Origin of the sequence: Stutzerimonas tarimensis (assembly GCF_042648805.1) — a bacterium.
GTDB lineage: Bacteria > Pseudomonadota > Gammaproteobacteria > Pseudomonadales > Pseudomonadaceae > Azomonas > Azomonas tarimensis.
This window is the reverse complement of record NZ_JBHRXZ010000024.1, coordinates 451,738-465,375: the sequence shown is the minus strand read 5'-3', so window position 1 is coordinate 465,375 and position 13,638 is coordinate 451,738. Positions and strand designations below refer to the sequence as shown.

Below are 13,638 nucleotides of genomic sequence, written 5' to 3'. Positions count from 1 at the left end.
ACACAGAGCACGCAAGGCAATTCGGGCGACTTCGGTCGCCTTTTTTTTTGCTCTTTCTCTGGGACGTCTCCGAGCTGGGGCAAGAGACCTGACGGGGGACTAACGTCGCCGCACGTGGTCCTTCAGCTCATGCTGGTCGAGCCAGCCGTAGATTCGCTCGTCGCGAAACGCCAGCTGTGCGCAACGTACGTGGTCGGCGCCCTCGTCGAGGTAGAAGCGATCCCCTACCGGCTCTTCCGAAGCCGCGTCCAGACCAAGGGCCTCAATGAAGGTCATCTCCTGACGACGCGCTATTTGACCGATGGACAGCCAGACGGGTTGGCGGACCGGGTCTTCCGGCACCCGGGTCGGGTCCACCGCCCAGAGCGCCGCCCAGCGCCTGGACTGGACCCTGGCCAGGTCGAACACGCCGTTCCCGCCAAAGCTGAACCCGCTCAGGTAGCAGCGCCGGGGGTCGGCGCCCTCGGTTTCCAGACAATGCTGAGCGATCGCCTCCACCGCCGCGGCGAAGCGGAACCAGTGATCTCCGGCCCTTGGCAGCTGCGGCGCCACCAGCAGATAGTGTTCGCAAACCCAGGCCGGTGTGCCGGGCCCGAATGGCCCATGGCGGGTGAGCGCATCCTGCAGCGGCATCGGCGCTGCCTCATCGTAACCGTGCAGAAACATCAGCAGCGGCCAGCCTGTTGCCGGCGGTGTTCCCTCCGGCACCGAAAGCAGACAGGGAAGGGGTAGGGAGTCGAGCTGCTGCGTCATGCGCATCTCCTTCTTGAATACCGATTCGTCTTGGACGTTGCTTAAGCCCAAGGGTGCGGTTCCCTACACCTTAGCTGCTCTTCAGCCGATGCGGACTTCCGGCAGCACTGGCAGCTCGACTTCTTCGGCCTTGCGAGGTGCCAGGACTTCCGCTTCGCCATCCACCAGCGCTTCGCCGTGCTGGTTGAATACGCGGGTGGCGATGCGCACGCGGAACTTGGGCAGTTTCTCGAGCACTTCCAGCTCGACGGTCAGGGTGTCCCCGAGCCTGGCCGGACGGCTGAAACTCAGCTGCTGGCCCAGGTAGATCGAACCCGGTCCCGGCAACTCGGTGGCGATCGCCGCGCTGATCAGCGCACCGCTGAGCATGCCGTGGGCGATGCGCTCCTTGAAGGCGGTACGTGAGGCGAACTCTGCATCCAGATGCACCGGGTTGCGATCACCAGACACCACGGCGAACAGCAGCAGGTCGCGTTCTTCGATGGTTTTGCTGAAACGGGCCTGCTGGCCGACTTCGAGGGCGGAATAGGGTGTGTTGCTGACCTTGCTCATGCGAAAACCTTGTAAAGGGAACAGGCAGCCCGGGGCCGGGCAAGACGCGGGAATGGTAGCAGGTCAGCCCGGAGCGGGGCGGGAGGCGCAAACGCGGCGGCGCCGGCAGCAGGCGTTAACGATCTCCATCGCGGCTGGCCAGGGCGTCGCGCAGCAGCTCGGCCAGGTGCTGTGCGCGGGCGTCGCCGTGGGCGCGCATCTGCTGGCGACAGGAGAAGCCGTTGGCGATGACCCGCGCTTCGGGAGCGGCCCGCAACGCCGGTAGCAGCACCTGCTCGGCCATGGCGCTGGACAGCGCGGCGTGCTCACGCTCGAGGCCAAAGGTGCCGGCCATGCCGCAGCAGCCTGAATCGAGCAGCCTGAATTCGTGGCCCGGTACCAGCTTGAGCACCTTGCGCATGGATTTCATGGCGCCGACGGCTTTCTGATGACAATGACCGTGGACCAGACTCTCGCCGCCCGGCAGCGCCTGCAACGGGAGATGCAGTCGTTTGGCGGTGCTTTCCCGGGCAAGAAATTCCTCGAACAGCAGCGTCTGCCGGGCGACGATCTCCACCTCAGCGCCCAGCCCCAGTGCCTGTGCGTCATCGCGCAACCCGAGCACGCAGGAGGCTTCCAGCCCGACCACCAACCGACCGGCCTGCACATGGGGTAGCAGTGCACGCACCAGGCGTCCGGCCTCGTGGCGAGCCTCCTCGACCAGCCCCTGGGCCAGGTAGGTGCGGCCACAACACAGCGGGCGATCCGGTTCCGCGTCGGCACTCTCGGCGCGGGCGATCAGAACGCGATAGCCACCGGCGTGCAGCACCTGTAGCGCGGCGTGCGCCACACCGGGCTCGAAGTGGCGGCTGAAGGTATCCACCAGCAGCACCACCTCTGGCAATCCCTCGCGCTTGACTGCGGCAGATTCGAGGGCCTGGTCCTGGAGCTCGAAGGGGTTTGCCGCGGGTTCCGGGAGCGGGCGATGGGTCGTCAGGCCCAGCAGACGGCCCGACAGACCGGCAAGCAATGGCAGGCTGTTTTGCCAGCGCACCAGCGGCTTCAGCCAGGGCGCGTGGTGCAGCCAGCGTGGCAGGTGCGCGAACAGGCGGCTGCGAACGCCGAGGCCCTGGCGATCCGCCCGTTGGGCGAGGAATTCCGCCTTTATCAGCGGCATGTCGACATTCACCTCGCATTCGCGCTTGCAGCCCTTGCAGGACACACATAGATCCATCGCCTCGGCCAGCGCCGGATCGGCCAGGGCCTGCTCGACCAGGTCGCTGTTCAGCGCCGCCTTCAGCAGCCGGACCCGGCCGCCGGTGGAGAGATTGGGATTGCCACTGAGGCGATAGCTTGGGCACATCACCTGCTTGCCGTTCGCTTCGCATTGGCGACTGTTGATACATACCGCCACCGCCTTGGCGAAATCACCTCCCTCACGTGGAATATCCGCGTAGGCGTCGCCCATGCCGGCATCCTTGTAGCCGGACCAGTCGAGGAACGTCTTCATTGCAATACTCCAGGGACGGGATAGCGAACGCTCGGCGAGGTGATACCTGAGTCGACCCTAGCAAGGCCTGAGCCAGAGTGTAAGTTGTTGTTTATCAAGGCCTGATGTCAGGGATGCCGCGTCCGCTTGGGAACAATCGGCCCATGGGTGTCCGGATCGGGACAAATCCGCCGCGTCCTGGAGGGACGCGCTGATCTTCTTGATGCAAAGCCGCGCCCGCGCCCCGCCATTGCGCCTAGACTGTAGCCAAGACAACAAGAATGCAGTCGGGGGAGAGGTCCATGACCGCCAGCTTCTGGAACGACAAATACCCGGAAGGGATTCCCAGCGAGATCAATCCGGACGAGTACCGCAACATTCTGGCGGTGCTCAAACAGTCCTGTGAACGCTTCAGCCAGCGGCCTGCCTTCAGCAACCTCGGCCGGACCCTGAGCTACGGTGAGTTGTATCAGCTGTCCGGGGATTTCGCCGCGTGGCTGCAACACCATACCGACCTGCAGCCGGGCGATCGCATCGCCGTGCAGTTGCCCAACCTGCTCCAGTACCCAGTGGTGGTGTTTGGCGCCATGCGTGCGGGACTGATCGTGGTCAACACCAATCCTCTCTACACCACCCGCGAGCTGGATCACCAGCTGCGTGATTCCGGCGCGCGGGCCATGGTCTGCCTGGCGAACATGGCGCACCGGGTCGAGGAGGTGTTGCCGGTGAGCGAAGTGCGCCACCTGATCATCACCGAAGTGGGCGACATGCTGCCGAACATCAAGCGCCAGTTGGTCAATGCCGTCGTTCGCCACGTCAAGAAGATGGTTCCGGCCTACCATCTGCCGACTGCCATTCGCTTCCGCCAGACCCTGGCCCAGGGGCAGCAGGAAAGCCTGCGCGAGGCCAATCCCGGGCCGGAAGAAACCGCCGTGCTGCAGTACACCGGGGGCACCACGGGTGTCGCCAAGGGCACGATGCTGACCCACCGCAACATCGTCGCCAACATGCTGCAGTGCCGGCCGCTGATGGCCCATCGCCTGGAAGAAGGCCGCGAGGTGATGGTCGCGCCGCTGCCGCTGTATCACATCTATGCGTTCACGCTGCATTGCATGGTGATGATGCTGATCGGCGCGCATAACCTGCTGATCACCAATCCGCGCGACTTCGCCACCTTCATCAAGGACCTCGGGCGCTACCGCTTCACCGGCTTTGTCGGACTCAACACGCTGTTTGTCGGCCTGTGCAACGACGAGCGCTTTCGCAGGCTGGACTTCTCGCCTCTCAAGGCGACCTTCTCCGGGGGAATGGCCCTCACCCAGGCCGCGGCCGAGCGCTGGCGGGAAGTCACCGGCTGCACCATCTCCGAAGGCTATGGCATGACCGAAACCAGCCCCGTGGTATCGGTCAACCCGTTCCAGCAGATCAGGCTCGGCACCATCGGCATCCCGCTGCCCTCGACAGGTTGCAAGGTGATCGACGACGAGGGCAATGAACTGCCCCCAGGGAGCACGGGCGAGCTTTGCGTGCGGGGTCCGCAGGTCATGAAGGGCTACTGGCAGCGGCCCGAGGCCACGGCGGAGGTGCTCGACGCCGAAGGCTGGCTGAAGACGGGCGACATCGCGGTGATCGAGGCGGACGGCTACCTGCGCATCGTCGACCGCAAGAAGGACATGATCGTCATCTCCGGATTCAAGGTATACCCCAACGAACTCGAAGAGGTGCTTGCCACGCTGCCAGGGGTGCTGCAGGGCGCAGCCATCGGCGTGCCCGACTCGACGAATGGGGAAAAGATCAAGCTGTTCGTGGTCTGCAAGCCGGGCGCCACCCTCACCGAGGAGGATGTCATCAAGCACATGCACGACAACCTCACCGGCTACAAACGTCCCCGTATCATCGAGTTCCGCGACAGCCTGCCAACCACCAACGTGGGCAAGATCCTGCGACGTGAGCTGCGGGATGAGGAGCTGCAGAAACGGAAGACCGGCGAGCCGGCGACCTGAAGGGGCAAGGCAGAGGGGGAAGGCTGAAGCGCAGCGCCAACCTGCCCTCCGGCATGAGCGCCTGGGCCGACCGAGCCCACCCGTTTCGCGCAACCGGTGCCCGCTGTCGTGCAACCTCGAGCCTCAGTTCTTTTAACGTCCTTGCGACTGGCCAAAATCTGCGACAATCCCGCTCTTTTCTCCGAGAGCCGCACGCCCCTCGATGCCTGACGCCAAGCCCGCCGTTTCCGCCCTGTTGAAAAACCTCGACCAGGCGATGATCGCCGACCGTCATCGCCTGCGCCGGCAGTTGCACGAGCTGCAGAAGCACCCGGATGAGGCCAAGCTCGCCGGGTGGCTGGAGCGTTTTCAGGCCTCTGTGGCCAAGGTCGAGGCGCGCCGGCAGAGCGTGCCGACCATGCGCTACGACGACTCCCTGCCCATCGCCGCCAAGCGCGACGAGATCAAGGCGGCGCTGGAAAGGTATCAGGTGGTGGTGATCGCCGGCGAGACAGGCTCAGGCAAGACCACCCAGTTGCCGAAGATCTGCCTTGAACTCGGTCGCGGCGTGCAAGGACTGATCGGCCACACCCAGCCGCGGCGACTGGCGGCGCGTAGCGTGGCCACAAGAGTGGCCGAGGAGATCGGCGCACCGCTGGGCGAGCTGGTCGGCTATCAGGTGCGCTTCGAGGACCAGTCCAACGAACGCAGCCTGATCAAGCTGATGACCGACGGCATCCTGCTCGCCGAGACCCAGCACGACCGCTACCTGGAAAAGTACGACACACTCATCGTCGACGAGGCCCACGAGCGTTCGCTGAACATCGATTTCCTGCTGGGTTTTCTGAAGACGTTGCTGCCGCGACGACCGGACCTGAAGGTGGTCATCACCTCGGCGACCATCGACCTGGAGCGCTTCAGTCAGCATTTCGAGGGCGCCCCCATCGTCGAGGTGTCCGGCCGCACCTACCCGGTCGAAACCTGGTATCGCCCGCTGGCCGCCGAGGTGGACGAGGAGGGCGAGCCGTTGATGGACGACCTGACCGTCGATCAGGGCATTCTCGCTGCGCTGGACGAAATCGAGGCGCACGAAAAGCGCGTCGGCCAGCGCCCGGGCGATGTGCTGGTGTTTTTGCCCGGCGAGCGCGAGATCCGCGACGCCGCCGAGGTGCTACGCAAGGCCAACCTGCGCTTCACCGAAGTGCTGCCCTTGTATGCGCGGCTGACCCCGGGCGAGCAGCAGAAAATCTTCCAGCCGCGCCCGGCCCGCAAGATCGTGCTGGCCACCAACGTGGCGGAAACCTCGCTCACCGTGCCGGGCATCCGCTACGTGATCGACTCGGGCACCGCGCGCATCAGCCGCTACAGCTACCGCGCCAAGGTCCAGCGCCTGCCGATCGAAGCCGTGTCCCAGGCCAGCGCCAACCAGCGCAAGGGTCGCTGCGGGCGGGTCGAGCCGGGCATCTGCATCCGCCTGTACAGCGAGGAGGATTTCCTCGGCCGCCCCGAATTCACCGACCCGGAAATCCTGCGCACCAACCTGGCGGCGGTGATCCTCTCGATGCTGCACCTGCGCCTGGGCAGCATCGAGGACTTCCCCTTCATCGAGCCGCCGGAAGGCAAGGCCATCACCGACGGCTTCACCCTGTTGCAGGAGCTCTCGGCGGTCGACCGGGAGGGCCAGCTCACCCCGCTGGGTCGCCAGCTGGCACGCCTGCCCATCGACCCGCGCCTCGGCCGCATGCTGCTGGAAGGGGCGAAGCAGGGGAGCCTCCGGGAAATTCTCATCGCCGCCAGCGCCCTCTCGGTGCAGGACCCGCGCGAGCGGCCGATGGAGCGCCAGCAGGCCGCCGACCAGGCCCATGCCCAGTGGAAGGACGTGGATTCGGACTTCGCCGCGCTGATCAACCTCTGGCATGGCTTCGAAGAGCAGCGCCAGGCGCTGGGCTCGAATGCCCTGCGCAGCTGGTGCAAGAAAAACTTCCTCAACTACATGCGCCTGCGCGAATGGCGCGACGCGCACCGCCAGCTGGCGCTGATCGTGCGCGAGTTGAAGCTGGACGGAGGCGGGGGCCATGGGAGCGAAGGGCGCGCCCACAACGGTGATGGCATGGCCAATGCGTCCCGTAGGAGCGAGCTTGCTCGCGAAGGTGATGGCGCCGTGGCTAATGCGTCTCCCGCCCGTAGGGGCAAGGGGGGCGCCCCGGCCCTTGCTCGCGAACCGGGGGCAGCCAAAGAGCTTCGCGAGCAAGCTCGCTCCCACGAAGGCGCGGCCGCTGCCGAGCCCGTGCCCACCACCGACAAGCGCGTCAACGTCAAGCTCGCCCAGCAGGCCGAGGCCAGCGAAGCCGCCGTGCGGGCAAAGAACTACGCCGCGGTGCACAAGGCCATCCTCGCCGGTCTCTTGAGCCAGATCGGCAGCAAGACCGAGGAGGGCGACTACCTCGGCGCACGCAGCCGGCGCTTCTGGGTGCATCCCTCTAGCGTCATCGGTCGCAAGAAGCCCAACTGGATCATGGCCGCCGAGCTGGTGGAGACCACCAAGCTGTTCGCGCGCACGGTGGCGAAGATCGAGCCGGATTGGATCGAGCCGCTGGCCGGCCATCTGGTAAAGAAAACCTGGCTCGAACCGCACTGGGAGAAAAAACGCGGCCAGGTAGTGGCCTTCGAGCAGGTCACGCTCTACGGGCTGATCGTGGTCGGCCGCCGGCCGGTGCACTACGGCCCGCATGAACCGGCGGCGGCACGGGAAATGTTCATCCGCGAAGGATTGGTGCGCGGCGACATCACCAGCCGCGCCAAGGCGCTGTCGGCCAACCGCGAGCTGCTCGAACGCATGGACGAGCTGGAGGCCAAGGCCCGCCGGCGGGACATTCTCGCCGACGAGGAAACCCTGTTCGCCTACTACGATGCGCGCTTGCCGGTGGACATCTACCAGACCGCCAGCTTCGAGACCTGGTACAAGCGCGAGAGCGGGAAGAACCCGCAGCTCCTGATCATGCGCGAGGAGGACGTGCTGGCCCGCGAGGCCAGCGAGGTCACTGCCGCGCAGTACCCGGACCACCTGCGCCTCGGCGAGCTGGAACTGCCGCTGGAGTATCACTTCGAGCCCAACCACCCGCGCGACGGCGTCACCGTCCGCGTGCCGGCGCCGCTGCTGCCGCAGCTGCCGGCCGAGCGGCTCGACTGGCTGGTGCCGGGCCTGCTGGAAGCCAAGGCCATCGCCCTGGTGCGCAGCCTGCCCAAGGCGATCCGCAAGAACTTCGTGCCGGTGCCAGACTTCGTCAGGGCCGCGCTTTCGAGGACCACCTTCGGCGAAGGCGCGCTGCCCGAGGCGCTGGGTCGGGAACTGTTGCGCATGACCGGCGCCCGCGTGCCGGAGGAGGCCTGGGCGGAAGCCGCCACGCAGATCGAAAGCCACCTGAAGATGAATATCGAGGTGGTGGATGCACGCGGCAAGCATCTGGGCGAAGGGCGCGATCTCGCCGCGCTCACCGCCCGCTTCAGCGCGGAAAGCCAGGCCGCGCTGGCGATTCCGCGGAGCAAGGCCGAGGCCGGCCCGGTGGAGGCCAAGGCCTTCCACGCCGTGCCGGAAAAGACCCAGCAGAAGATCGCCGGGCTCTCCATGACCGTCTACCCGGCGCTGGTGGAGGAAGTCGGCGCCGTCAAGGAGGGCCGCTTCCCGACCCAGGACGAGGCCGAGTACCAGCACCGCCGGGCCCTGCAGCGCCTCTTGCTGCAACAGCTGAACGAACAAGCCAAGTACCTGCGCGGCAAGCTGCCGGGGCTCACCGAGCTGGGCCTGCTCTATCGCGACATGGGCAAGCCTGACACCCTGGTCGAGGACATCCTGCTGGCCAGTCTGGACAGTTCCGTCCTCGACGGTGAAGCCACATTGCCGCGTGATGGCGCGGCGCTTGCCAGCCTCGCCGAGAAAAAGCGCGGCGGCTGGACCGAGCATGCCGAGCGCCTGGCCCGGCTGGTGCTGGATATCCTCAAGCGCCGCCACGAGCTGCAAAAGCGCTTCAAGGGCAAGATCGATCTGGCCCAGGCCATGGCCCTGAACGACATCAAGTCCCAGCTCGCCACCCTGGTCCATCCGCACTTCGTGCGCGACACCCCTGCCGAGTGGCTGAAGGAGTTTCCGCGCTACCTCAAGGCCATCGACGGGCGCCTGGACAAGGTCGGCAGCCAGGTGCAGCGCGACCGGGTGTGGACGGGCGAAATCACCGGCTACTGGGCGCAATACCAGGCCCGCGCCGCCAAGCACGCCCAGGAAGGCAAGCGCGACCCGAACCTCGAGGCGTACCGCTGGATGCTGGAGGAATACCGTGTCTCGCTGTTCGCCCAGCAGCTGGGGACCAGGATGCCGGTGTCCGACAAGCGCCTGTCCAAGCAGTGGGCGGCGGTAGAGGCCTGATCCAGCCGCGTGCTCTGCCAGGCGTAGCGCCTTCGTTCGCTGCGCAACGCTGTGTCCGGAGTCGCACCCCGGAATGGAACTTGCAGCCGGGCCGTAAAAGCCCGCTGGCCGGCGCGGTTATGTCCGCCTTGCGACAAAGCGGGTGCCCATTCCCTGACTGCGAGTTCATTGATGAACAAGATCGGCATCTTCTTCGGCACCGAAACCGGCACCACCCGCCTGATCGCCAAGAAAATCCACAAGCTTTTAGGTGATGAACTGGCCGACAAGCCGGTCAACGTCAACCGCATCACCCCGGCCGACATGCTAGGGTACGACGCCCTGATCCTCGGCACCCCAAGCTACGGCGTCGGCGAGATCCCCGGAAAATCCGCCGGCTGCCTGGAACCGAACTGGGAAGAGTTCCTGCTCCAGATGGACAACCCGGACTTCACCGGCAAACGCATCGCCTTCTTCGGCCTCGGCGCCCAGGAACGCTACGCCGACCGCTTCGCCAGCTCGCTGATGGCGCTGTACAAGGTATTCCAGGGCTACGGCGCCGATATCGTCGGCGACGACTGGGGCAAAGAGGGCTACACCTTCAACCACTCGGATTCGCTGCAAAACGGCAAGTTCGTCGGCCTGATCATCGACCAGCGCACCCAGGGCATGCACACCGAGGCGCGCCTGGCCAGGTGGGTGGAGCAACTGAGGCCGCTGTTGGTGGAGAGGCTTGGTTGATTCAGTGCGCGGCAAACCTCGCCCTTCAGGGCTGGGCATGCAGCGACTCCAAGCCTTCAAATACGAACTGATGCCGACCGGCGAGCAGCAGCGCCAGATGCGCCGCTTCGCCGGCTCGTGCCGGTTCGTATTCAATCAGGCCTTGGCGTTGCAGCAAGCCAACCGCGAAGGGGGCGGCAAGTACATCGGCTATGTGGCGATGGCGAAACAGTTGACCGCCTGGCGCAACAGCGCCGAAACCGCCTGGCTGAAAGAGGCGCCTGTCCATCCGCTGCAGCATGCACTCAAAGACCTCGAAAAAGCCTACAAGAACTTCTTCGAGAAGCGCGCCGACTTCCCGCGCTTCAAGCGCAAGGGGCGGAGCGACAGCTTTCGCTACCCCGACCCCAAGCAGATCAGGCTCGATCAGGGCAACGGCCGGATCTTTCTGCCCAAGCTCGGCTGGTTGCGGTATCGCAAAAGCCGCGAAGCGCTGGGCCAGTTACGCAACGTCACCGTCAGCGCCTTCACGCCCGCATCGGCAATGCCCGCCGCGACTACCTGCACAAGACCTCGACCGCGATCAGCCAAAACCACGCGCTCGCGTTCGTCGAGGATCTGCAGGTGCGCAACATGAGTCGCTCTGCGGCGGGCACCGCCGAGCAGCCCGGGAGAAACGTCAGGGCCAAGTCCGGCCTGAACAAGGCCATCCTCGACCAGGGCTGGTTCGAGTTCCGTCGCCAACTGGACTACAAGCTGGCGTGGCGGGGTGGTCACCTGATGGCGGTGCCGCCGCAGAACACCAGCCGGACCTGTCCGTGCTGCGGGCATGTGTCGGCGGAGAACCGCCGTACCCAGGCCGAGTTTCGCTGTGTCGAATGCGGCTTCGAGGCTAACGCCGATGTGGTCGGCGCGATCAATGTGCTTCGCCGAGGCGAAGCGATACTGAGCAGTCAAGGGCAGGACGATGCCCGGTTAGCCTGTGAAGTGAGCGGTGCCGTCAGGCCGCCAGCAGCAGGAACCCACCGAGGTGAGTCAGCCCTGACGGGCTGAACACGGTAGGAATCCCCTTCCTTTCCGCCCTATGGACGGCGAGCGTCAGCGAGAGGGAGGGGAGGATGTCAATACGCCGCGAAAGGCGAAATCTGTCGGTGGGGGCGAGGAAGTTCTTCGGGGAGGCATGGATACATAGGTCTGGGAAAGATCACTCCCATGCTCGACTCAGAATAGGCAGAAAAGCCCAGGCACTGGTCGGGCGCGTCATATCTCCGGGCAGTTGCGACCAACGCACCCACCTACAGGCACCAAAGTACTATTCGGGGTGCTCCCTGGCCTTCGTACCCTGTGGGCATGAGCCAGATTCTTGCGCTTCTCGCCCGCTCCCTCCGCCATGCCTCCAAGGCTGTCCGGCCGCTGTGCGTCTCGCTCATTGCCCTGCTGCTGGCTTCGGGCGCCGTGCGGGCCGAGGGGCTGCCCATCCTCAACCTCAGCGTTCTGCAATTCGGCACTGCCCATTGGGAGCTCGACCATCTGCAGCGTCATGGGCTGGACCGCGCCCACGGCTTCGAACTCAAGGTCCGCCTGGTGGCGGATGTGCCGGCGTCGCGGCTGGCAGTTACCAGCGGCAGCGCCGACGGCGCGGTGAGCGATGTGCTCTGGGCGCAGGCGCGCCATGAGGCGGGAACTTCATATCTGTTCGTGCCCTTTTCCTCGCAGATTGGCGAAGTGATGGTGGCCGAGGGCAGCGGCATCGAGCATCTCGCCGAGCTGGTGGGCAAGCGCCTGGGCGTTGCCGGCGGGCCGGATGGGCAGGGCTGGCTGCTGTTGCAGCGGGTCGCCCGCGAGCAGGGCATCGATCTGGCGCAGGACGCAAGGGTCCAGTTTGGCGCGCCGCCGCTTTTGGCTCAGGCGCTGCGGCGTGATCAGGTCGATGCACTGCTGACCTTCTGGCATTTCGCGGCACGCATGCGCGGCGAGGGCGGGGTTCGCACGGCCTTCACCATGGATCAGTTGCTGGGTGAGGCCGGATTGCAACCGGACCTGCCCGTGCTCGGCTACCTGTTTCCCGCATCCTGGGCCGAGCGCAACGCCGAGCTGCTGCAGGCTTTTCATCACGCGCTGCGCCAGGCCAAGGAGCAGCTGGCCCGTCAGCCGGACGCCTGGCAAGCGATCCGCCCGCTGATGCGCGCGGAGGACGACGCGGTGTTCCTGGCCCTGCGCGACAGCTTTGTCAGCGGCATTCCCTCGCCGCTGGACGATGCGGCCATCGACAGCCTGTATGATCTCTTGCTGGCCACCGGGGCGCGCCGCGAGCGCCTGATGCCGGCCGGGCTGTTCCACCGGATCAGCCCATGAACCGCGTCGCGGCGCTGCAGCGCTGGGCCTGCTGGATCACTCTGCCGCTGGCGCTGGCCGTATGGGCAGCCATTGCGCTGCTGCTGGACAGCCCTCTGCTGCCGACCCCGGGTGCGGTGCTCGATTCGCTCTGGTCGGCCTGGCAGAGCGGCGATTTGTTGCAACACCTGGGTGTCACGCTCCGCCGCGTCGCCGTTGCCTTCGCCCTGGCCATGCTGCTGGGCGCCATGCTCGGTATCTGGATGGGCCGCTCGCCAGTCGCCAATGCCCTGCTCGATCCCTTGCTGGTGCTCTTTCTCAACCTGCCGGCACTGGTGGTCATCATCCTGCTCTATGTCTGGTTTGGCCTGGTGGAGGCGGCTGCGGTGCTTGCCGTGGTGGTCAACAAGGTTCCCAACGTCGCCGTGACCCTGCGTGAGGGCGCGCGCAGTCTCGATCCCAAGCTGGAACAGATGGCCCAGGTCTACCGCTTCACCCGCCTGCAGCGGCTGCGCGAGGTGTGGCTGCCGCAGCTGTTTCCCTATTTCATGGCGGCCACCCGCGGTGGACTGGCGCTGATCTGGAAGATCGTGCTGGTGGTGGAGTTGCTGGGCCGCTCCGATGGCATCGGCTTTCAGTTGCACATGGCCTTCCAGATTTTCGATGTCGCCACCATTCTTGCCTACAGCCTGGCCTTCATCGCCGTGGTGCAACTGATCGAACTGCTGGTGTTGCAGCCGCTGGAGCGGCGCGCCGGTCATTGGCGCCAGGCGGGCACCGCCCATGCTTGAGCTGGACATCGACGGCCCGGCGGCCGGTCACCCGGTGCTGGGTGTCATTGGTGGCAGGCTCCAGGACGGCGATCGCATTTGCCTGCTCGGGCCGTCCGGCATCGGCAAGACCACCTTGATCAACGCCATCGCCGGCCTCGATCCCCGCGTGCCGGTGGGGATGATCCGGCTGCGCCAGGACATCCGCATCGGCTACCTGTTCCAGGAGCACCGTCTGTTGCCCTGGCGCAGCGTGTGGGAAAACCTCGCCATGGTCGGCGCCAGTGCGGAGGACATCGAGCGGCTGCTGTGCCAGGTGGGTCTGCCCGATGCCGCCGACAAGCTCCCGGATCAACTTTCCCTGGGCATGGCGCGCCGCGCCGCGCTGGCACGTGCGCTGGCGTTCAGGCCGGATCTGCTGCTGCTGGACGAACCCTTCGCTTCTCTGGATGGGGAGCGGGCCGATGAACTGCGCCGGCTGATTCGGAATCTGCTCGAGGCCAATCCGGGCATGGCGATGCTGTGCGTGACCCACGAGCCCCGGGATGCCGAGGCGCTGGGAGCGAGAGTCTGGATCATGGATGGCCGCGGCTTGTCGGCATAGCCGACAGTGCAGATAGTCGTGCTTCACAAGCATTTGTCGCATGCAGCCGAGGTCGC

General features: G+C 65.7%; 9 protein-coding genes and 1 pseudogene. 7 read left to right on the top strand and 3 right to left on the bottom strand.

Going from position 1 to position 13,638, the window contains the following annotated elements:
* Positions 1-99 precede the first annotated feature (99 nt).
* From ACFOMF_RS16010 to ACFOMF_RS16000, 3 genes are all read right to left on the bottom strand, one after another.
* On the bottom strand, positions 100-753 hold the full coding sequence (locus ACFOMF_RS16010; RefSeq protein WP_386366692.1) for a hypothetical protein: 654 nt from the start codon (positions 751-753) through the stop codon (positions 100-102).
* Between the two features lie 81 nt (positions 754-834).
* Positions 835-1,305, bottom strand: a complete 471-nt coding sequence (locus ACFOMF_RS16005; RefSeq protein ID WP_386366690.1) for a MaoC family dehydratase — start codon at positions 1,303-1,305, stop codon at positions 835-837.
* Between the two features lie 115 nt (positions 1,306-1,420).
* A complete protein-coding gene (locus ACFOMF_RS16000) occupies positions 1,421-2,794 on the bottom strand; it encodes a (Fe-S)-binding protein (RefSeq protein ID WP_386366688.1) in 1,374 nt (457 codons plus the stop codon).
* Positions 2,795-3,075: 281 nt separating this feature from the next.
* On the opposite strand from ACFOMF_RS16000, the gene ACFOMF_RS15995 reads away from it, so the two are divergent.
* The 7 genes and pseudogenes from ACFOMF_RS15995 (at position 3,076) to ACFOMF_RS15965 (ending at position 13,582) form a co-directional block, all read left to right on the top strand.
* Positions 3,076-4,776 carry a long-chain fatty acid--CoA ligase gene (locus ACFOMF_RS15995; RefSeq protein ID WP_386366686.1) on the top strand — a complete coding sequence of 567 codons (1,701 nt, stop codon included), beginning with the start codon at positions 3,076-3,078 and terminating at the stop codon, positions 4,774-4,776.
* Between the two features lie 202 nt (positions 4,777-4,978).
* Positions 4,979-9,175 carry an ATP-dependent RNA helicase HrpA gene (gene hrpA / locus ACFOMF_RS15990; protein WP_386366684.1) on the top strand — a complete coding sequence of 1,399 codons (4,197 nt, stop codon included), beginning with the start codon at positions 4,979-4,981 and terminating at the stop codon, positions 9,173-9,175.
* A 171-nt stretch (positions 9,176-9,346) separates the two neighbouring features.
* Entirely contained in the window at positions 9,347-9,895 is a 549-nt protein-coding gene (locus ACFOMF_RS15985) for a flavodoxin (protein WP_386366682.1), read from the top strand.
* A 37-nt stretch (positions 9,896-9,932) separates the two neighbouring features.
* Positions 9,933-10,927, top strand: a pseudogene (locus tag ACFOMF_RS15980) (RNA-guided endonuclease InsQ/TnpB family protein).
* Between the two features lie 297 nt (positions 10,928-11,224).
* The gene (locus ACFOMF_RS15975) at positions 11,225-12,229 is read left to right on the top strand and encodes an ABC transporter substrate-binding protein (RefSeq protein ID WP_386366680.1); all 1,005 of its coding nucleotides are present in this window, start codon (positions 11,225-11,227) and stop codon (positions 12,227-12,229) included.
* Entirely contained in the window at positions 12,226-12,999 is a 774-nt protein-coding gene (locus tag ACFOMF_RS15970; protein ID WP_386366678.1) for an ABC transporter permease, read from the top strand. Before ACFOMF_RS15975 ends, ACFOMF_RS15970 begins: the two co-directional genes overlap by 4 nt.
* Complete coding sequence (locus ACFOMF_RS15965; RefSeq protein ID WP_386366676.1) at positions 12,992-13,582, top strand: ATP-binding cassette domain-containing protein; 591 nt, start codon at positions 12,992-12,994, stop codon at positions 13,580-13,582. The genes ACFOMF_RS15970 and ACFOMF_RS15965 overlap by 8 nt, the downstream gene beginning before the upstream one ends.
* Positions 13,583-13,638 lie beyond the last annotated feature (56 nt).